Annotated in this window: 13 protein-coding genes; all 13 read right to left on the bottom strand. The window is 52.8% G+C overall.

Going from position 1 to position 20794, the window contains the following annotated elements:
• Nucleotides 1–46: 46 nt before the first annotated feature.
• Nucleotides 47–1072 carry an ABC transporter ATP-binding protein gene (locus R50912_RS03980; RefSeq protein ID WP_042232621.1) on the bottom strand — a complete coding sequence of 342 codons (1026 nt, stop codon included), beginning with the start codon at nt 1070–1072 and terminating at the stop codon, nt 47–49.
• Nucleotides 1069–2085: an ABC transporter ATP-binding protein gene (locus R50912_RS03975; RefSeq protein WP_042232619.1), complete on the bottom strand. Its 1017-nt coding sequence runs from the start codon at nt 2083–2085 to the stop codon at nt 1069–1071. The genes R50912_RS03980 and R50912_RS03975 overlap by 4 nt, the downstream gene beginning before the upstream one ends.
• Nucleotides 2052–3011 (bottom strand): ABC transporter permease, encoded by a 960-nt coding sequence (locus R50912_RS03970; RefSeq protein ID WP_042241515.1) that lies wholly within the window; start codon nt 3009–3011, stop codon nt 2052–2054. The genes R50912_RS03975 and R50912_RS03970 overlap by 34 nt, the downstream gene beginning before the upstream one ends.
• A 59-nt stretch (nt 3012–3070) precedes the next feature.
• Nucleotides 3071–4042 (bottom strand): ABC transporter permease, encoded by a 972-nt coding sequence (locus R50912_RS03965; RefSeq protein WP_042232617.1) that lies wholly within the window; start codon nt 4040–4042, stop codon nt 3071–3073.
• 123 nt (nt 4043–4165) lie between these two features.
• Complete coding sequence (locus R50912_RS03960) at nt 4166–5911, bottom strand: peptide-binding protein (RefSeq protein WP_042232615.1); 1746 nt, start codon at nt 5909–5911, stop codon at nt 4166–4168.
• 631 nt (nt 5912–6542) lie between these two features.
• Complete coding sequence (locus tag R50912_RS03955) at nt 6543–9113, bottom strand: ABC transporter permease (protein WP_042232614.1); 2571 nt, start codon at nt 9111–9113, stop codon at nt 6543–6545.
• A gap of 13 nt (nt 9114–9126) precedes the next feature.
• The gene (locus R50912_RS03950; RefSeq protein WP_042133636.1) at nt 9127–9828 is read right to left on the bottom strand and encodes an ABC transporter ATP-binding protein; all 702 of its coding nucleotides are present in this window, start codon (nt 9826–9828) and stop codon (nt 9127–9129) included.
• A gap of 732 nt (nt 9829–10560) precedes the next feature.
• Nucleotides 10561–11457: an SDR family oxidoreductase gene (locus R50912_RS03940; RefSeq protein ID WP_042210599.1), complete on the bottom strand. Its 897-nt coding sequence runs from the start codon at nt 11455–11457 to the stop codon at nt 10561–10563.
• Between the two features lie 142 nt (nt 11458–11599).
• Complete coding sequence (locus tag R50912_RS03935; protein WP_042241512.1) at nt 11600–12439, bottom strand: aldo/keto reductase; 840 nt, start codon at nt 12437–12439, stop codon at nt 11600–11602.
• Between the two features lie 85 nt (nt 12440–12524).
• On the bottom strand, nt 12525–13652 hold the full coding sequence (locus tag R50912_RS33055; protein WP_052415970.1) for a DUF559 domain-containing protein: 1128 nt from the start codon (nt 13650–13652) through the stop codon (nt 12525–12527).
• A gap of 15 nt (nt 13653–13667) precedes the next feature.
• Nucleotides 13668–17555 carry an AAA domain-containing protein gene (locus tag R50912_RS33050; protein ID WP_052415969.1) on the bottom strand — a complete coding sequence of 1296 codons (3888 nt, stop codon included), beginning with the start codon at nt 17553–17555 and terminating at the stop codon, nt 13668–13670.
• Nucleotides 17556–17865: 310 nt separating this feature from the next.
• Nucleotides 17866–18324, bottom strand: coding sequence for a putative immunity protein (locus R50912_RS03925; RefSeq protein ID WP_231637766.1), 459 nt, complete (start codon nt 18322–18324; stop codon nt 17866–17868).
• A 71-nt stretch (nt 18325–18395) separates the two neighbouring features.
• Nucleotides 18396–20783, bottom strand: coding sequence for a GH36-type glycosyl hydrolase domain-containing protein (locus R50912_RS03920; protein WP_042232610.1), 2388 nt, complete (start codon nt 20781–20783; stop codon nt 18396–18398).
• Between the last annotated feature and the right edge of the window lie 11 nt (nt 20784–20794).

Below are 20794 nucleotides of genomic sequence, written 5' to 3'. Positions count from 1 at the left end.
GTCACCCCCTTAATCTGCGGGACATCCTTAGGAAATCGCGGATTATCTACGAATTTGGAAGCAACGGGAAATGACAGGCCACCGGACGGCCTGGAACAACCTCTTCAAGCAGCGGCTCCACCTGGCGGCATTTGTCCTGAACAAACGGGCAGCGGGTATGGAACCGGCAGCCGGACGGCGGGTTAGCCGGCGATGGCACATCCCCCTCCAGCACAATGCGGTCCTGCTTGCGTCTTGGCGTGGGCTTCGGAATCGCCGAGAGCAGGGCGGCAGTGTAAGGATGCAGCGGAGCTGCAAACAGCTCCTCCGTCTCAGCCACCTCCACCAGCTTGCCCAAATACATCACCCCGACGCGGTCCGAAATATGCCGGACCACATTAAGGCCGTGCGCAATGAACAGGAAGGTTAACCCCAGTTCCTTCTGCAGCTTCATGAGTAGGTTGATTACCTGGGATTGTACCGATACATCCAGTGCCGATACAGCTTCATCGGCAACGATAAACTGCGGATTCAGGGCAATCGCCCGGGCAATCCCGATCCGCTGGCGTTGTCCGCCGGAGAATTCATGCGGGTAACGGTTCCGGCGGCTGGCATCCAGCCCCACCAGCTCCATCAGCTCCACTACCCGGGCATCGATCTGCTTCCCCGACATATTCCGGTGAATGCGCAGCGGCTCTCCGATAATATCCTTAACGAGGAACCGCGGATTCAGTGAGCCGAACGGATCCTGGAAGATAATCTGCATTTCTTCCCGCAGCTTCCGCATGTCACCTGAGCTCAGGGAATGGATATCCTTCCCCTTGAATAACACTTCTCCCCCGGTTGCACTCTGCAGCCGGAGCAGCACCCGGCCGAACGTGGATTTGCCGCAGCCGGATTCACCGACCAGCCCGAAGGTCTCTCCTTTGCGGATGGATAAATTAACGCCATCCACAGCCTTGACCTGTCCAACGGTGCGGTTAAGCAGACCCTTGGTGATCGGGAAATATTTCTTCACGTCCTTAACTTCGAGCAATATTTCTGAAGAAGGCATATGTGCTCTTACCGGTTTGGTTACAGCTTCATTCATCATGCGCGTTTCACCTCATTACTGTAATCCGCCTGCACCGGCTTATCCTTGAACAGCCAGCAGGCCGTCCGGTGATCATCCGAGATCATGAAATCCGGCGGCTCCTGATTCCTGCAAATATCCATGGCATGAGGGCAGCGCGGATTAAAGCGGCAGCCGGATGGCAGCTGGCCAATCGGAGGAATCGTCCCCCGGATGGTGTAGAGCTCGCCTCCCCGTCCGCCTTCAAATCCCGGAATCGACTGGAGCAGTCCAACCGTATACGGATGGCTGGGATGGTCGAAGATCTCTTCTACAGTCCCCTCCTCCACAATGGCTCCGGCATACATTACAGCGATGCGGTCTGCCATCTCCGCCGCTACGCCCATATCATGGGTGATTAGCAGAATGGACATCCCGAGTTCGGACTGAAGCTTGCGCAGCAGATCCAGAATCTGGGCCTGCACAGTTACGTCGAGCGCTGTTGTCGGCTCATCGGCGATCAGCAGCTCAGGTTTGCAAGCCAGAGCGATGGCGATTACCACACGCTGACACATCCCGCCGGACAGCTCATGCGGATACTGCTTGGCACGGATCTCCGGGGCCGGGATACCAACTAATTTGATCAGATCAACGGCCATCCTCATAGCTTCGGCATCACTCTTGTTCTGATGAAGCCGTAGGCTCTCCGCAATCTGTTCGCCTACCGTAAATACCGGATTCAACGACGACATCGGGTCCTGAAAGATCATGGCAATCTGATTCCCCCGGATTTCCCGCATCTCTTCCTGACTCTTCGCCGCCAAATCCTGGCCGTGAAATTCAATACTGCCGTCAAGAATCATCCCTCCGGCATAATCAATCAAACGCATTATCGCGAGTGAGGTCACACTTTTGCCACTGCCGGATTCACCGACAATACAGACCGTCTGGCCTTTATCAATAGAAATGGAGATACCGTCAGTTGCTTTGAGCAGCCCCTTCTCTGCCGCAAAGCCGGCGGTCAGCTTCCGGATTTCGAGTAGTTTTTCCGCCATTGTTCCAGCCTCCTCCGGGATTTGGTCACTTGCTGTCTGGGATCTAGCGCATCCCGGATGCCGTCGCCGATAAAGTTAACCGCGAGTACTACGAGCAGGATGCAGAGTCCTGGATATACCGCCTGCATCGGATCTACAAGCATGAATTCCTGAGCGTTGCTGAGCATTAGTCCCCAGCTTGTGGCCGGTGCCTGAATACCGAGGCCCAGATACGACAATGCAGATTCACTTAGAATCGCACCGCCGACCATCAGGGTCGCATTTACGATAATCGGGAAGCTTGCATTACGGAGCAGATGCCGGAAAATAATACCCCAGCTAGATACTCCAATCGCTCTGGCTGCTTCCACATATTGCATTTCACGCAGCTGCAGGAAGGTCCCCCGGACGAGCCGGGCAATACTCATCCAGCTGGTAAATGCCAGAATAAGAATCATGTATTTAATTTGTGTGCCGAACAGCGCCATAATCAGGATGTTCAGGAACAGGGTCGGAACTGAGTTCATCACATCTACAATGCGCATGAATACTGTATCTACAAACCCGCCGAAATAACCTGAGATCGCACCGACAACCGATCCGACAACTACGGAAACAAACGCAACGGAGAAACCGATGGCGAGTGAAACACGCGCACTGTACAGCAGTCTGCTGAGAATATCGCGGCCCAGCTCGTCTGTTCCAAGAGGGTGCCCCTCTGCTCCCGGCTTCAGATTGGCGAACATCAAATCAATCGTTTCCGGTCTATATTGGGTCAGTTTGGGTGCGAAGCCCGCCAGCAGCACAAATATAATCAGGACTAGCAAACCACCCATTGCGAACGGATTGCGCGAGAATTTCTTCCATAAAACTCTCCAGGGGCCCGGCGGCCGCTTGGAATCCAATACCGGAATCTCAGGGTCTGTCCCTCCGGGCATCGGACTCATGTCCGGGGTTCCAAGCGGCTTAGATACAGCCCCTTTGGTAAGCTCAGTATTCTCTGTATTCATGCCGTCTTCCCCCCTTGCTTACCGAGCTTCACCCGGGGATCAACTACGGCATACAGTATATCAGCAAGGAGATTGCCGATAACGACTATAACAGCCGTCACTATAGTAACAGCCATCAGTGCCGAATATTCGCGCGCGCCTGCCATCTCTACAAACCAACGGCCCATTCCCGGCCAGTTGAATACATTCTCAGTTAATGCAGCCCCTCCCACTAGTATGGGAAGATCAAGGCCGAGTATTGTAATAATTGGAATCAGTGCATTGCGCAGCGCATGGCGGAAGACCACTTTGCGTTCTTTGACGCCCTTGGCGCGTGCCGTACGGATATAATCCTGATCGAGCACTTCCAGCATACTTGCCCGCGCATATTTCATATAAGAGGCCAGGAAACCAAGTGCAAGCACTGTTATCGGCAGCACCAGATGCATGAACAAATCCCCTATATCGCCTTCCTTGCCTCTTGTATACATGTCCGACAACGGAAACCAGTCCAGCTTCAGTGACAACCATTGCTGGAGGAGTATTCCGAACCAGAAGGTCGGCATCGCGAAGCCTAAGTAAGAAATGAATGAAGCCGTCTGGTCAGATAGACCATATACTTTGGTACTGTTATAGATTCCCCAAGGAATTGCGATCAGCAGTGATACCAGCCAAGCCGAACCCATCAGGATCACGGTGTTGCCAATACGCGGCCAGAGAAGATCGGATACCGCAATGTGGTTCTTAAAAGTGTAACCCAAGTCCCCTTGCAGCAGGTCACCGATCCAGCGGACATACTGTACGGGAATAGGCTGGTCCAGGCCAAGGTTCTTGGCTTGCTGTTCGAATATTTCCGGCGTGAGTCCCGGAGAGAGCATCACTTGAGTCGGTCCACCCGGAGCAGCGTGGATGAGTAGAAATGTTAGTATGGTAATCAGAAAGATGACCAATACCGATTGAAGCACTCGACGTATCAGATATTCTGTCATGGGCTATCCTCCTAGAGATGGTAAGGCGATAGATTACGGAAGACTCCCCCATTCATACAAAAGGGGGAGGTGAAAGAGAATTCTCTTTCACCTCCCGTAATTCTATTCAGTTAGTTCGGTTCGTTAGTCGGTTACCCACCATTTGATAGCGTGGAAGAATTGTCCGTAGCCCAGTGATGGCTCAGGAGCATCTTCTTCTGCCCAGTGAACTCTAGGACCTGTTCCGATAGCCTGACCATATTGATACAGGAATACATAAGGAAGATCCGTGGAAATTTCTTTACCTACTTCTTTGTAGATTTCTTTACGTTCAGCCTGGTCAACCGTGGAATAACCATCAACCCACAGTTGATCCAGCTTCTCATTCTTATACCAGCCGCTGTTCTGGCCGGCAGGCGGGAAGTATTTGGAGGAGAAAATGCTCTCTGCATCCGGATCCGGTGTATTCAGAGACCATGCCAGCAGCAGAGCCTGGAATTTACCCGGTGTTACGTTCTGGTCAATCCAAGCTGCAAAGTCGATTGCCTTAGGTGTTACTTCAATACCAACATCCTTCAGGTTCTGCTGGATAACAGCGGCTACTTGCTCGCGGCGGCTGTTGCCGGCATTGTACTGCAGTTCAAAGGAGAAGCGGTGTCCGTCTTTAGTGAGAATACCGTCTTTGGCATCGGCAACCCATCCGTCTTCTGCCAGGAGCTTCTTGGCGGTTTCGGCGTTGTAATCATAGTTCACAGCGGCATCACCCGGGTCAGCCCAAGTGTCCGGAAGGAATGGGGCATTCATCAGGGCGCCTACGCCTTTAAGAATATTGTCTACCATACCTTGACGGTTCAGTGCATGTGCAATTGCCTGTCTGGTCTTCTGTCCTGCGAACAGGCCATAGCTATCCGGGAAGTTCTTACCGTCGAAGTTAAACATTACATATTCATACTGTGCGCCTGGCTTCTGAATAATGTCGATATCGCCGTCAGCTTTAACGGCTTCAACCTGCGTTACCGGAATCGCACTGATATGGTCCGTGTCGCCCTTCATGATTGCCTGAACTTCAGTGTTCTGGTCTGCGTAGATTTTGTAGACGATTTGAGCGATATGAGGCTTAACCGTACCCCAGTAGTTCGGATCGGCATCAAGGGTATGGCTTTCGCCTTGTTTCCAGGCTGTCCATTTCCATGGTCCGCTGGTTACGGTCTTGGCCGGGTCCGTACCATAGGCATTAGTTTGGATTTCAGTTGGCTTTACATCCTTGAGAATATGGGCAGGCACAATTTCTTGAACCAGCGCATACAGGAATGGGGCATAAATCTGGGACAATGTAAATTTCACGGTATGGTCATCGATCTTCTCCACCGTTTTCACCTTGTCATATTGGCTGATCAGCGGTGAACCCGTTTCCGGGTTTTTGCCGGTTTCAATGGTATAAATTACATCATCCGCAGTGATCGGCTGGCCGTCACTCCATTTGGGAGTATCCTTCAATTTAACTGTATAACTCAGACCATCTTCGGAGATTTCAGGAAGCTCGGCAGCCAGTGACCAATCCTCTGCCTGTACATTGCCTTCGCGGTCCAGGTTATAGAGCTTGGCGAATACGAATTGGGCTACATCGCCTGAAGAGGTGTCATTGATTAAGAGAGGGTTAAGATTAACAATATCGGAGAATGTGCTTGTAACGAGAGTTCCGCCGTCAACGGGTCCGTCTGCCGCAGGCGCTTCAGTAGCATCAGGGGCCGCGCTCTCAGCCGGGGCAGCAGTTGCTGCAGGAGCATTAGTTGGAGAACTCGCAGTGTTATTGGTGCTGCAACCCGTGAATAGAACCCCTACCAACGATAAAACAAGTAAACCAGACCACCATTTTCTCTTTTTCGCCATTCCTTTTACTCCTCCTTAGTTAAGTGCGTGTAGTGAGCGATACCCGGAACCATAAGCCCGGTTCACCCGCCTTCTCTTCAAAGCTTCTCGGGAGACTGGGATGTTCTGGATGATTCTGCCCCTGCCGCTATAATTGAGCTGACACCTGTAACCCATGTAATAAAACATTACATGCAGTACATATGACATTCAAGGATCGAATAGACCACAGGTCAATTCGAGACAGGGGTAACCTTCCCGGCTGGGAGTCTTAACAATTCCCTATAAATTATGGTTTATATTACATGTGAATATATCTTACGTCAATATATTTATTCATCACTTCCCTATCTTATTTATGTGTACAAAAAATAATTCCTTCCAATATAGTAAAATAAACACCTTTAAACCACCTTTCCAAACTATTCGACTATGTTTAATGCGGTTAGTTTTCATAACTTAATATTGTCATTTTCGTGTTAATTCGACATTTTTCAGCATGATTATCTTTTTTTCGAGCTTAGTCGCACAGTGATTTCTATTTTTCCATACACAAAGAGGAAGAAAAACACGCCAGAGAACTCTTCCGGCAGCCTGTTTTTCTTCCTCATTTTCTTGCTCTTATTATATTTTTGACAAAGTAGTGACTACGCTACTCCACAGATTTCAACGCTTCAATCATATGAATCCGCTGCAGCTTAAGGTGCATGAACGCCATTACAATCCCCGAGAAGAGCACGGTCAGCAGGGCCGCATACAGATAACTCTGCCACTTGATCAGCGGCGCGAACATCGTGGCATCCAGCTCAGCCGTAGACAGGACAAAGCTATGCAGCAGTATCCCCAGTGCACCGCCGAAGATGATCCCGAGCAGTGTTAAGAGGATATTCTCCCGGTATATATACATAGTGACTTCCTTATCGTAGAACCCCAAAACCTTGATTGTGGACAGCTCCCGGACCCGTTCAGACACATTAATATTGGTCAGATTATAGAGTACCACGAAGGCCAGCGCAGCAGCGGACACGATCAGCACTACAATAACAACGTCCATGCTCTTCATGGTCCCGTCAAAAGCCTCGCCCACCCCGCTGGAAAAGCTGACCAGCGCTACTTGCCCGCTCGCGGTTAATTTTTCCCCGAAGGTGTCTTCCCACTGCTTATCCTGCGCGCTATAGTTCAACAGCTGAGTGTTATAGACCGGCCCGCCGCCAAATACCTTTGCATAGTAAGCCGGCGTCATATACACATAATGCAGTACATAGTTCTCGGTAACCGCCGACACCTTGACCTGAAATTCCTCATTGTTGCTGTCCACAACAGTCAGGCTGTCTCCGGGAACCAGATCATACAGCTTGGCGAGCTTCTCGGTAATGATTGCGCCCTCGTCAGTAAGCATCTTCGGTTCATCCGTTATGCGGTCCTTCAGTACAACGAACGGAGCTAGCTGATCTGTAGACGCAGGAACAAAAATCCGCACCTCCTGATCGTTAACCCCTTTGGCCCGGGCAGTCATTGCTTCCTGAAGCACATCCAGCGTTCCCGTAATTGCGGACTCCTGTTTAATCAGTTCTGCATAGGACGCCTTATCTTCGGCTGTTGCATTGTCATGCAGCGCCACCAGGGCGCTATATTTCATAATCCCGCCGAACTGCCGGCCTGCTATGCTGCCAATGGAATCCTTCAGCCCAAAGCCGGTCAGAATAAGCGCGGTACAGCCCGCCACCCCGATTACGGTCATGAACATCCGCTGCTTGTAGCGGAACAGATTGCGGGCCGTCACCTTCTGCACAAAACTAAGCCGTTTCCACAAAAAGCTGAACCGCTCCAGCATAATACGCTGTCCGCTCTTGGGCGCTTTGGGCCGCATCAGCACCGACGCATTGCTGCGCAGCTCTACCCGGGAAGCGATCATTGCCGTCATGGCTGTACATACCAGCGCTACTATTATGGAAATAATAGCGTAGGCGGGATAGAAGCTTTTGATCACGCCCGGCAGGTTATAGAGCTGGCTGTAGGCATTATAAATAATGCCCGGAAATAAGGTGAAGCCGATCGCAAGCCCCGCAATGGACGCGGCTAGACTGGCCAATGTGCCATAGACCAGAAATTTGGTCATAATGTCCATGGCACCATACCCCAGGGCCTTCAAGGTACCGATCTGCAGACGCTGCTCCTCAACCATACGGGTCATCGTTGTTAAGCTGACGAGTGCCGCAATCAGGAAAAAGAACACCGGAAAAGCCGTGGCGATCGCCGAAAGCCGGTCTGCATTATCCTTGTATTCGGCGTAACCCGGGTTGATCGTCCGGTCTGTCACATACACCTTCGGCAGCTCCAGCGGGTTCTGCGCTGCCGATGCCTCCGCCTGCTGTTGCTGCGTTTGCTGTTGCTGCTGCGCCGCGTCCATAGGCTGCTGGCCCGCAGCCAGTAGCTCTGCGGCTTCCGCTTTCAGCTCTTCCAGACGCTGCTGCGGGTAATCCTTCAGTACTTCCTCGGTCTCCGGCAGATGCCGCTCGATGAGAGCATCATAAGCCGGCGTATAAGCTGTTTCTGCAGCCGTATCCGTGAAGCTGAGATAGGCCTCTGTGTACACCGGGAGGCTGAAGTCATCCTCCCGGATGACAGCAAACGCATCGGCTGTCCCTTTGCCGATCCGGCTCGTTCCACGGGTCGACGTTTCAATATATTGCGGACTCTGCGCGAAGCCGACCACGGTATAGCTCAAGGTCTGGAAATTCCCCGCCAGATCATCCACGGCGTCCCCGCTGAAGGTAATTGAATCTCCCAGCGAGAACTTCTCCTCCTGCAGCAGATAGGCGTCAAGTACGATCTCCCCGGATGCCTCAGGCAGATGCCCGGAGATAATTTTGTACCCGTTCAGTTCATTATCGTCAGCATAGGAATACACTTTAGCAATCAGTCCGCTCTCACCAAGAAACACATCCGAGCTGTACACAGGCTGAACACTCTTCACTCCGGGGATGTCCCGAAGATTATCAATACTCTTCTCTGTCAGCCCATAAGTGGACTGAACACGTAAATCCATCAGCCTATGATCCTTATAATAAGTCGCTGCGGTATCCAGCATATCCGGTCCTGCTGACTTGATCCCGGCAAAAAAACTTACCCCCAGCATAATAATCGCAAAGATCGAGAGAAACCTTGCTTTCGTATGACGGATTTCCCGAAAAACATCCTTCCATAATGCCCGTTTCTTCATGGCCTCCGGCTCCTTACCATTCGATATCTTCCACGGATACCGGTGTTGCGTTCCTCACCATTTTCCGTACCTTCGCGTTATTGATTTCAATAACCCGGTCTGCCATCGGCGCAATAGCCAGGTTATGCGTGATAACAATAACCGTGGTTCCGGTATTGCGGCAGGTATCCTGCAGCAGCTTCAGTACCTGTTTGCCGGTATTGTAATCGAGCGCACCGGTCGGCTCATCGCAGAGCAGCAGCTTCGGCTGTTTGGCCAGCGCTCTTGCAATGGCGACACGCTGCTGCTCCCCGCCGGACAGCTGGGCCGGAAAGTTATTCAGCCGCTCTCCAAGTCCTACATCCTCCAGCACCTTGCGGGCATCCAGCGCACGCGGAGAGATCTGGGACGCCAGCTCAACATTCTCCAGCGTCGTCAGATTGGGCACAAGATTATAGAACTGGAACACAAAGCCCACGTCATTACGGCGGTAGCCGGTCAATTCTTTGGCGCTGAAACGAGCGATGTCGGTACCGTCCACAATGACCTGGCCTTCGTCGGCGGAATCCATCCCGCCCAGTATGTTAAGCACCGTCGATTTCCCCGCTCCGCTGGGTCCTACAATCACAGCGAACTCGCCCTGTTCAATTTCAAAATCAATCCCGTCATTGGCGACAATCAGGGTCTCCCCCATTTTGTAACGCTTATATTCGCCTTTCACAGTAACAAACGCCATGCCATCTCCTCCTGTCATTTCCACATGCGGCCTTTGCACTTTGCATACGTAGCGGCAAATGCAGTCCTGCTCTCAAGTTTAGCACAAGAGTCCCCTATAAATACAAAAGGGGAGTTCCGGCACCCCGGCTTGATTCCTTCTCCAGGATACTAGGGTCAAACCAAAATCACCTTAACGGTAAATCAAGCCGTAGCTTATGCGGTTATGCAGGCTGTGCAGCTTATGTAGATATAAAGGCCACTCCACAATGCTCCACATTTTCTCCTTTTGCCCGCATTCAGTGAAATCAGGGGCACTAATGCTCCTCATTTTCTCCTTTTGCCCGCATTCGGTGAAATCAGGGGCACTAATGCTCCTCATTTTCTCCTTTTGCCCGCATTCAGTGAAATCAAGGGCACTAATGCTCCTCATTTTCTCCTTTTGCCCGCATTCAGTGAAATCAGGGGCACTAATGCTCCTCATTTTCTCCTTTTGCCCGCATTCAGTGAAATCAAGGGCACTAATGCTCCTCATTTCCGCCTCCCGCCCACTTTCGGCTGATTTAGAGGGATTTATCCCTTTGATTTCCCCATATCGCCCACTTTCGGCGGATTCACTGGGAATCCTGCTATAAGAACACATTCGTCCGTCAGACGAATCTGCTCTAATCCGACTTTATCCACTACAAACGAATATCATAGTTTCCAGTATAATAAAAAACCTCCTTGCGGAGGTTTGAGCCTATACGCTGATTTAAGGTGTCGGCATGCCGCCGTTAGCATTCAAAGTCTCGCCGCTGACATAACTGGATTCCTGGCTGGCCAGAAATACATAGGCCGGGGCCATTTCAGCCGGTTGTCCGGGACGGCCGAGTGGTGTTTTGGCTCCGAAATCCTTCAGCGCTTCCTGCGGCTGTCCGCCGCTTACCTGAAGCGGAGTCCATACAGGTCCAGGTGCTACAACATTGACCCGGATCCCCTTGGCGGCTACCTGCTGAGCCAGTGATTTGCTGAAGGTATTGATTGCGCTTTTGGTGGTGGCATAATCCAGCAGAATCGGCGCAGGCTCATAAGCCTGAATGGATGCAGTGTTAATGATTGTACTGCCCGGCTTCATGTGCTTCACCGCTGCTTTACAGAGCCAGAACAGCGCATATACATTGGTCTTGAAGGTTGCATCGAATTGCTCGGTGGTCAGATCGGCGATATCCGGCACAAACTGCTGCTTGCCGGCGATATTGGCCAGGATATCAATCCCTCCAAGCTCCTCTACGGCTTTGGCTATCAGCTGCTCGCAGTATTTCTCATCCTTCAGATCGCCTGGCACGGCAACGGCTTTGCGGCCGGCTTCCTCCACCAGCTGGACAACTTCCTTCGCGTCAGCCTCTTCCTCCGGCAGGTAGGCAAGTACCACATCAGCCCCTTCACGTGCAAAAGCAATGGCTACCGCCCGCCCGATTCCGCTGTCCGCTCCGGTGATCACGGCCTTGCGGCCGGTAAGCCGTCCGCTGCCGCGGTACGTTCCCGCCCCATCATCGGGACGCGGGTGCATCTTCTTCTCCAGGCCGGGACTCGGCTGCTGCTGTTCAAACTCCGGCGTAGCTTTTTCATACTGCTTCGCAGGGTCCTGAATCGTATACTGATCGCTCATTGTGTATTCCTCCTCTGCAAACTTCTGACTCTTTCTATGTAACCAGCTTCCCATTTTCCTAAACGAATTATGTATGACAAGGATATGAAAAAGCCCCCTGCTTAAATAAGCAAGAGGCTTAACACTTCCCATTCAACCCTTCTTAAAACTCTTCGTACACCGCAGGGTCCTGATCCCACAGCGGTCCGGTTGCCGGGAGTTCCGCGATCAGCTTCATCTCTTCATCTGACAGCGTAAAGTCGAAAATATTAATATTCTCCCGCTGATGCTCTTCCGAAGAGGATCGCGGAATCGGAACAGCACCCAGCTGCACATGCCAGCGAAGAACAATCTGTGAGATGGATTTATGATGGGCGGCGGCAATTGCACCGAGCTGTTCATTCTTCAGCAGCTCCGTGCCGCGTCCCAGCGGACTCCAGGATTCTGTAATAATCCCGTGTTTCCCGTGGTAAGCACGCTGCTCTGCCTGATTGTAATACGGATGCAGCTCAATCTGATTGATGCTCGGTGCTACTCCTGTTTCCTGAACCAGACGATCCAGATGCTCCGGCAGGAAATTACTTACCCCTATCGAGCGGATCAGCCCCTGCTTCTGGGCATCGATAAGTGCCTGCCATGCTTCTACATACAGGTTCACCTTCGGATTCGGCCAGTGGATCAGGTATAGATCATAATAATCCAGCCCTGCCCGGTACAGCGATTCCTGAACGGTCACGATCGCCTCATCATACTTGTGGTGACGTCCCGGCAGCTTGGAGGTAATGAACAGCTGGTCTCTTGGCACTCCGCCCTGCCGCACCGCTTCCCCGACAACGCCTTCGTTCTCATAGTTAAATGCTGAATCAATCAGGCGGTAGCCCAAATCGAGGGCAGTCTTCAGACTCTGTACACCCTTCGTGCCTTTAATCCACGCCGTTCCAAAGCCAATCGCAGGCATACTCAGCCCGTCGTTCAACAATACTTCTGGAATGTGATTAGCCATGATGATGCAGCCTCCTCTATTAAGATAGTTGCTTACATTATCGCAAAGAATGAAGGTAATATCAAAATCTCCCATATCATTATTCTCATGATCTGCTATACCAGGCGGCTCTCCAGCGGGTAGCATAGACCCCTTCCTTCAGATAATTAAACGGTACAGCCTTCCGCCGTAATTCCGGCAAGTAGCGGATCAGATTCAAGTCTTCAATGATCCAGACTGCACCGTCCTGATCTCTGGTATCTACAAACTGCAAATTCCGGCAGTACAAATATTCCACCAGGTTAAATCCGGGGCCGGAGTCCCCATCATCTCCCGTTTCAGCACTGTCGGCCGATAAGCCCTGCCAGTAAGGAAGCTCCAGACCCGCATCCGCTTCCAGCAAGCTAAGCTCCTGCTCCAGCACCGCCTGTCTGTCTTCTTCCCTGCTTCGCATTTCTTCCGTCCAATAGTCCGTCAAATTCGGCTGCCGGCTGATTTCCTGATAAAAGAATTCCGCCGTCTTCTCTTGCGCTTGCTCCGCAGCAATGAACCCCGCCGGCTCCGCCGCTGACCCCGGAGAGATCGAATCTTCAACACCAGGTTCCCGTATAAGCTCCTGCCATTCCCGCCGGATCTCCGCTGCCCTGTTTACGATAACCGTCTTAAGCGCAGGTTGTCCGGCATTTCCGTCATCCGCATCCGCCTCCTGCCGGTGAAGCTCACGGGGAATATCGAGCTCCTCCAGTCTGCGGAACAGCGGCTGCAGCGCCTGCTCCGGATTCCGGAAATATTCACCGCCCCGAAGCCGCACAAAACTCCAGCCAAGGCGTTCGAGTATGGCTTGCCTGTCCATATCTTCCTTAAGCTTCTCTGCCGGATGCCATTTGTCTCCGTCACATTCCACAGCCAGACGTTTCCCGCCGCCTTCAACAACCATATCAATCCGGTACGCCCCTACTTTCCATTGAGGCAATACTCTGTAGCCTTCGTCCAACACCCGCCGCATAACCTGACGCTCGAATTCGGACTCCAGCACGGGCTCCTGCTGTTTATACGCTCCATCCGCTGCATACGGATTTCTGACATATTCAATTAAACGTTTCCGCAAATCCCCTTCTTTGAGCTGGGTTGAGGAATCAAGCGAATGTACGAGCCATAACTGGTCGCGGGCGCGGCTTACAGCTACGTTATACCGTTTCTTGGTGCGGTTCCCCGGATCAGAGATGAGGCGCAAAGGCACAGCTTCCTCTTAAGCGTCCACCATAGACAAGAACACAATATCGCGTTCATCCCCCTGAAACTGGGCGGAGTTGCCGCAGCGTATCTTCCGCCGCTTGTATTCCGTTGCCGGAATATACTTCTGCAAATACTGGTCAATCAGAATGGCCTGCTCTTCGCCAAGCAGCGTAATCACGCCAAATGTAGCATCCTTGTATTCTTCCAGCTGGATTGCAGACAGAATTAGCGAAGCAATGGCCTCTGCTTCTGCCTCATTGCGCTTACTGTTCCGGTTCCCGCCCTGGACCCGGTATTCCACAGTATACGGTTTCGTGGTAACGCCGCCGGCATCGCGGAGCGGAAGAATGGAACCATTATAGGAGAGCAGGTTGCTGAACTGGATAATCGGCTCCACACAGCGGAAATGCTCCCGAAGCTGCGTCATGCCCGCGAATGAGGTTTTGGCTAAGTCATATATTGAGGTGCTGCCGTCATAAAGTGCAGCATTCGGAATCCCCTCCAAATGGGCATCCATCAGTCTTCTGGTCTCATCCAGCCGCTGGCCGACGGCCTCCGGGCTTACCTGCTCATCATCACCTACCACGACAATTTGTGTACCCAGATACAGTGCTGTCAACGCCATAATATCTGCCTGGCTGGCTTCATCCACGATAACCACATCGAACCGGTTCTCCGATGGAGTGAAGCTGTCGACCACTCTGTATGTGGGCATAATCCAGACTGGAACAGCCGTCTGGCAGACCGGCATCAGCTTCCGTGCTTCGGCAAGCAGATGGGGAGCCGCTTTTCCCGTACGCTTGCCGGCTTTCTTCATCAGCAGCTTCCAGCCGTGAAGAGCGTTCTGCTGCTTCAGCGTAGTTTTCCGGGCAAGCGCCAGCCAGGCCTTCTTCTCCACTAATTGAAGTGTGGCCGCTTTGAACTTTTTACGAATCTCCACCAGTTCTTCTTGAAGTTGTTGTGCCGAGATTTCCGCCCGCTGATCAAGCTCCATATCCAATTGTTTAAGCAGCCAACCCGCTTCAAGTCCATCGGGGGCCCGGTGCTCTCCGTGGATCCCGCTTCTGTCCCTGAGCGCCTCCGCCCAATCCGGAGCACTCTGCTGCAGCCGCTCCAGCCATTCTTCCCTTTGGCCGATCAGCGCGCTTTTATCCCATATTCGCCGAACTGCCTGATACGCTTGCTCATAGGACTGCGGATCCAGCCGGGCTACACTCTCCTGCAGCCGGCGGGCTATAGCGGAACGGGAATCTGCCAGCGAATCTGCAGCCCTGCCTGCTTCCGCAATCTGCTCTTTAACTGTTCTCCATTTCTCTGCATTAATAATGGAACCAATAATAGAAGGAAGCTCTTGCTCTACCAGCCCCCGCATATGAACCCAATCCATATGTTTGCCTACCGTCATAGGCTTGGCGTTCAGCAGAACATTCCACAGCAGCCCCTCGCTCTCGAGGGAATGAAGCGGCGGATCAAAGCTTGTCTGCCGCCAGTCCAGCAGGCTGCGGATCTCCTGAATAATGTTATCCATATACTCTTCGGGCTGCGGTCCGAACCGGGCCAGATCATATCCGCCCCCGTCCGTAACCTGACGCTTCCAGCGGATGACGGACTTGGCCCGCTGCGCCTGATAGGTACCGATAGTAAGCAGAGCCTCCAGGTAGGCAGCGTTGACCTCTTCAATGCCTTTGCCGGGAGGCGCAATAAGCTCGCAGGCCTTCTTCCACTGCCTCTTAAGCAACAGCTGGAACGTGCTCAGCTTCCCCCCGTCTTCCAGATACCGCTTCATCTCCTCCAGTACAGGCAGCAGCGGCTGCAGATCCGTATCGACCAAATGTTCAAAACCATATCTGTACCGCGCAGTTCTGGCGGCCCGGTACAGCTCAAGCCACTTCTCCACTTCCTCCAGCAGATCAGTCCAATCCTTCTTCTCCGTTTCCTTGGATGAGACCAGATTCAGCTTCCAGTCCTCCTCAGTAACGGCACCAAACGCCTCACGCAGCTGCTGGAGAGCAGCGTTCAGCTTCCCGGGATGTACAGTCAGACCGGGCTTGAAGTAGGGAAGATGTCTGACGGTATCTGCAGCGGCAAGTGCCTGATATTCCATCACAAGCTCATGGAAAATTTCAGGAGTGACAGGCAGTTCTATACGATTGCGTAAGTACCGGAATTCCGCTTCATCCAGTACGCTGATTTCCCCAGAGCTTCTATATAAATGTTCCAGCTCGTCAGGGGTAAGCGGACAAGCCTGTCCGGCCGCTATCCTTCCCGGCACCAGCTCCATCGTATCCCGGCCTGCGGAGATCATTTTGGCAGCTGCAGATGGATCGAAGGAAGTACCAAACATAACAATAGACCGGTAATCGTTCTCTCTGGAGAGCCGCAATCTGTCTTCAATGACTCTGATCTGTTCCAGAATGGATTTGCGTCCGGCAGTCAGCTGCTCTACTTCCGCTTCCGTCTGTTCAATGGATATAGAGCTTAAGGTGGAAGTAATCTTATCGATGGAGTTCTCCAGCTGCTTCTGTCCGCTGGCATCATCCAGCACACTGACACACAGATCCTGAAGCGGCATTGCCACTTTGTCACGCAGCACGGCGAGTGCCCTTGAGGTGTGACTGGTGACCAGTACGCTTTTGCCTTCCGCCAGGAAATGGCCCAGCAGATTGGCAATCGTATGCGTCTTCCCGGTACCCGGCGGGCCCTGCACCAGAACAGAACCGTATCTGCCCAGCTTAAGAGCAATATCCAGCTGCTCTGAGTTCGCTTCTTTGGTAAACAGAATCTCTTCATTCTCACCATTCACATTCAAATTCGAATACGAAAAAACCTGGGTTCCTTCCGAAGCCTCCCCCGGATCAATGCCGGTTATTCTGGCGATTGCCTGCGGGAGTTCCTCTCTGTCATTCAGATCCTGTATGATCTCTTCGAAGGCATGATCGAAACCGGCCGACCGCTTGCGCAGGAAAATAACCGGTTCTCTCCGGATATACACTGCTGCCTTGTCCTGAGCCGGTTGTGCAGATGTTCTATTATAAGGAATAAACGCTGTCTGGGCAGACAAGTATCCGGATACTTTGCGCAGATATTCATCCGTATCCGTGAAATCCAAAGGGGAGCATGCAGCCTCGAGCAAATCCGCGGTGCATTTCTTAATTGACCCCGGACTGACTTCGGGCACATCTCTGAACAAGGAGCCATGAAATTCGGGGGCGGCTTCGGAGGCTATGACTGTAAATCCGGGTCCCTCCGGATCGAAGATGAGCTCGATTCTCTGTAACAGCACCGGATGGTGAATCGTCTCCGGTGTAAGCTCCCAGTGCAGAATCCCGTCGCCGATCATCAGCTCCACAGCGTCCCGCTCACGCTCAATCCAAGAATAGAGCATGTACAAATCCTCGAACAGCTTAATCGTTCTGCGGACAGGCCACTCCCGCTCCTGCCAGGCCTCATGCTCCAGAATCCAATTCTCCCAGAGCCGCACTCTCTCTTCGTCCTGATCGAAACGTTCGACATAAGCCTCATATTCCCCGGAATCCGCAGCCTCCCGGTAGCTGTCCATGCTCTCCAGCCGTTCCGGGCGGGTATGGATCCTCTCCCAATCCGGCTTCAGCCAGCGCTGCAGCAGCTCGGGCGGCTTCGGACAGGCTGTCCGGTCAGGCCGCTTCACGCGAAGCAGAACCTCAGTCATCTCCTCGTCTATACGTTCAGAGGGACTTATCCCCTCTGTGAAATCACAGGTCACATTAGAATGAACCGGCAAATCCGCAAGGGACTGCGACCATAACTGCCCGGATATCTGCTTGATTATCGGCTGCTTCAGCTGGTGCAGAGCCTGCAGATAGGTGAATACCTGGATAAGCTTCTGTCTCGCCGCGATTCGCTGATCTTCACTAATTCCCATACAAAGCCCTTCTTCTCTGTCCTTTTCGCGACAAAGATCCTGTTTTTTGAACTAATTATAATATAATCGGCCAGGTTTAAATACCCGGATTTCTATACTCCAAAAGGAGGCGCGGATACCCGCCGCCCCTCATCCCCCTGATCTGGTTTTCATAGACATCAGGATGACTAAATCGGGATCTTTAGTTCAGCCGGCATAGCCATAATTCGCAATTGTTGTATGAAGTACAAGAATTCTACCGCTAAGCCGCCTGCAAGAGGAGAAAAATTGCCTTTTGTACAACAATTTCCGATTACGGTCGATTTAATCACTAATCAGTCCTCGTAAGCTGGGCCAAATGCCGGTATTGCCATTCACGCTCCTGCGTGACGGCGAGTTCGGCTCCGGCAGGAGCCGCTGCGGCATGTACCGCCTTGGCGGCATAGGTTGCGGCATGCACTGCATGGGTGGCAACATGCGCAGTTGCCGCAGCATGTCCGGCAGCGCGGGCTGCAGCGCAAGCCTCTGCCGGACCGGCGGCACGGGCCGCCGAATGAGCGGCAAACGCAGCTTGGCGGGCTGCGGCCATCTTAAGCTCACCGCGAACCCAGGCGCGCCCTGCTTCAACCGCCTGCCGCGGCCGCTGGTCTTCCGGGCATGCTGCCTCCAGATAAGGCAGCACGCGTTCAGCGCAGTCGGCAGCCCAGAGCGCTAACACCTGATGATTACTTGCGCCTGCAAGCGCGGCGATGGACTTATCCAGCCCGCCCGCGGCCAGTTTCGTATTCACTATATTCCTCCTATGGAAGAAGGCCGGAATCTTCCAAAGATCCCGGCCCCCTCAGTTGTTATGATAAGCTATCAGTTCGTGACTTGCGGAAGCTTAACCAGCACAGTATACTCCGTACCAGGTTTCAGATCCTTAAGAAGACCTGCCTCTGCTAACTGGCCGTCCAGATAGACTTCTGTCCCCTTAACCCCAGCTTCACGCTGCATCTTGATATGCAGCCCGGCACCTCTGAAGTTACGCTTAACCGTAACCTCCGGCCAATCGGAAGGGAGCTGCGGCTTCACCTGCAGTCCTTCGCGCGTGCCCTGGAGTCCAAACAGGCCATCTATCAGGCAGCGGTATACCCATGGAACGGTGCCAGTATTAAACAGATGGCTGGAGCGTCCGGCAGTCTTCGGGAATTGCTTGTAAGCACCTCGGTAATAGTTGGGGATGAAGACAGGCAATTGGCCCCGTCTGATGATATCCCCGATGTCAGGTCCCGGGAGCATTTTGCGCAGCAGACGGTAGGCCTGATCCTGCTCTCCCACCGCATACAGGCCATAGATATAGAACGCTGCGGCATGATTATAGACTGCCCCGTTCTCGGCAGTGCCCGGATGCTTCTGCGTAACCCGGCCTACATCCTCCCGCATGGCGGTATAGGAGGGTGCCAGCTTTTCTACCCCATATGGTGTCTCCAGCTGCTCCGTGACCGACTTCATCAGCTTCTCCCGCTTCTCTTCATCGGCCGCACCGCTGAGCAGCGCCCAGCCTTGCGGATTAATGAAGATCCGGCCTTCCTTATCCTCACTGATTCCGAACACGACATTGTCATCGGTGATTCCCCGCGCGTACCACTCACCATCCCAGAAATACTGATTGACGACCGCATTCGTCTCATCGGCCGCAAGGCGGAATGCCTTGCCAGCCTCCAGCCGGCCGCTGTGAACGCAGATATCCGCCCAGATCATGCAGGCATACGCCGTAGCTATCGTCAGCCATCCGGATACTCCCTTGCCCCGGTAGCCTACCATATTCATCGGGTCACACCAGTCACCCTGGTTGATATAGTTCAGCCCCCGTTCATCCCGCTCATGAATCAGCCACTGCATCGCCCGATCGATATGTTCGAAGACAGATTCGGCTTCCTCACCGCCCGCATACGGGACAATCTCTTCCAGAATGCTGTAATCATCCGTCTCATCCAGATAGGTACTGAGGCAAATGGGCAGCCAGACACAGTGATCCGTATGCGGAACCTGATTAATATATTTCAGTTCAGCGGCCTCATGCAAAATAATGCCATCCGGCATAGCTCCGCTTACCGCCTGCTGGCTTAGAGCAGTCAGGAAGGCACTTCTCGCCGTCTGCGGCTTAATATAACTCATGCCCATATTATCCTGCAGATAATTACGGGTCTGTGGGTCAGTCGTCAGGCGGTTCGTCTGCCCGTGATAGTACATCTGCCGGGGCAGCCAGTGGTTCACCAGATTATCGAGGTCCGCATCCGGAGTCGTGATCTCAATGCAGCCTCTGCCTTCGCGGATGTATTCCGCGTATTCACGTTCCGCAAGCTCAAATCCGTTTGCGCCGTTGGCATCAGCATTCAGGAACATCCGCTGGCGGATATCAGCAATCTCCTGTTCATTCCGGGCGGGTCCGAAGATGAACCGGTATTCACGATCCTCACCCGGCTCCAGTCCGATACTATACTGCAGAATGGCAACCGGTGATTCGTAGCGGGCTTCCCCTTTGGATAGCAGACTGCTTCTCAGCGCTGACGGAGAGCTAATCCCGCCTTCCCCCTCGAACGCTTCCTGATTCACCTCCCAGGATGCCGGAGCGTGATCAGCCAGCAGGAAGGTCTTGTCCTTCAGGTGTTTGATCCTGTCATATTCCTGATATTTCTGATATGGCGTAACGGCTGTAGCTACGATCCCTTGCAGAGCCTCCTTATACTCGCCGGACTGGTTCATCCATGACATGTAGCCGATGGTGAAGTAGGGATAAATGCTTATTTTCCGTGGAGCTGAAGACAGATTGGTTACCTTCACCCGCCACAGCTCCATCGGCTCATCCTTGGGCAGGCTCAGCGTCATCTCGATGGCGATACCACTCTTCTCTATTTTCCACACAATATTATGTTTGCCTACAGCAAAGGTATAGTGATCAGGGGGCAAGCGGACGGGCTCATACGGGGCAGAGAATATCTCACCGCTTTCCTCATCCTTAACATAGACAAACCGGCCGGGATGGTGGGCATAATAGGGCTGCTCCGGCTGCATGAAGGTCTTGGCTTCCAGGTTCGGCGCATAGGAGTACTTGGCTGGCTCGGGCTGCATGAACTGGGCTACCGCATACCCGCGGCAATTCATATGAATCATCATCCGCTCATTCCATAGAAATCCTGAAGCCTTGGGCAGAATTGTCGGACTCGACAACTCGTAATACTCGTTATCTTCAGATGCTCTTATCATTCTCATGCCTC

The organism is Paenibacillus sp. FSL R5-0912, assembly GCF_000758605.1.
GTDB lineage: Bacteria > Bacillota > Bacilli > Paenibacillales > Paenibacillaceae > Paenibacillus_AQ.
This window is presented reverse-complemented; position numbering and strand designations above follow the sequence as displayed.

What these genes read in the sequence shown, in the direction of transcription:
- R50912_RS33050 (WP_052415969.1), bottom strand. Translation starts at nt 17,555, where the DNA reads ATGGGAATTAGTGAAGATCAGCGAATCGCGGCGAGACAGAAGCTTATC.
- R50912_RS03975 (WP_042232619.1), bottom strand. Translation starts at nt 2,085, where the DNA reads ATGGCGGAAAAACTACTCGAAATCCGGAAGCTGACCGCCGGCTTTGCG.
- R50912_RS03980 (WP_042232621.1), bottom strand. Translation starts at nt 1,072, where the DNA reads ATGATGAATGAAGCTGTAACCAAACCGGTAAGAGCACATATGCCTTCT.
- R50912_RS03955 (WP_042232614.1), bottom strand. Translation starts at nt 9,113, where the DNA reads ATGAAGAAACGGGCATTATGGAAGGATGTTTTTCGGGAAATCCGTCAT.
- R50912_RS03920 (WP_042232610.1), bottom strand. Translation starts at nt 20,783, where the DNA reads ATGATAAGAGCATCTGAAGATAACGAGTATTACGAGTTGTCGAGTCCG.
- R50912_RS03935 (WP_042241512.1), bottom strand. Translation starts at nt 12,439, where the DNA reads ATGGCTAATCACATTCCAGAAGTATTGTTGAACGACGGGCTGAGTATG.
- R50912_RS03965 (WP_042232617.1), bottom strand. Translation starts at nt 4,042, where the DNA reads ATGACAGAATATCTGATACGTCGAGTGCTTCAATCGGTATTGGTCATC.
- R50912_RS03960 (WP_042232615.1), bottom strand. Translation starts at nt 5,911, where the DNA reads ATGGCGAAAAAGAGAAAATGGTGGTCTGGTTTACTTGTTTTATCGTTG.
- R50912_RS03970 (WP_042241515.1), bottom strand. Translation starts at nt 3,011, where the DNA reads ATGAGTCCGATGCCCGGAGGGACAGACCCTGAGATTCCGGTATTGGAT.
- R50912_RS03940 (WP_042210599.1), bottom strand. Translation starts at nt 11,457, where the DNA reads ATGAGCGATCAGTATACGATTCAGGACCCTGCGAAGCAGTATGAAAAA.
- R50912_RS03950 (WP_042133636.1), bottom strand. Translation starts at nt 9,828, where the DNA reads ATGGCGTTTGTTACTGTGAAAGGCGAATATAAGCGTTACAAAATGGGG.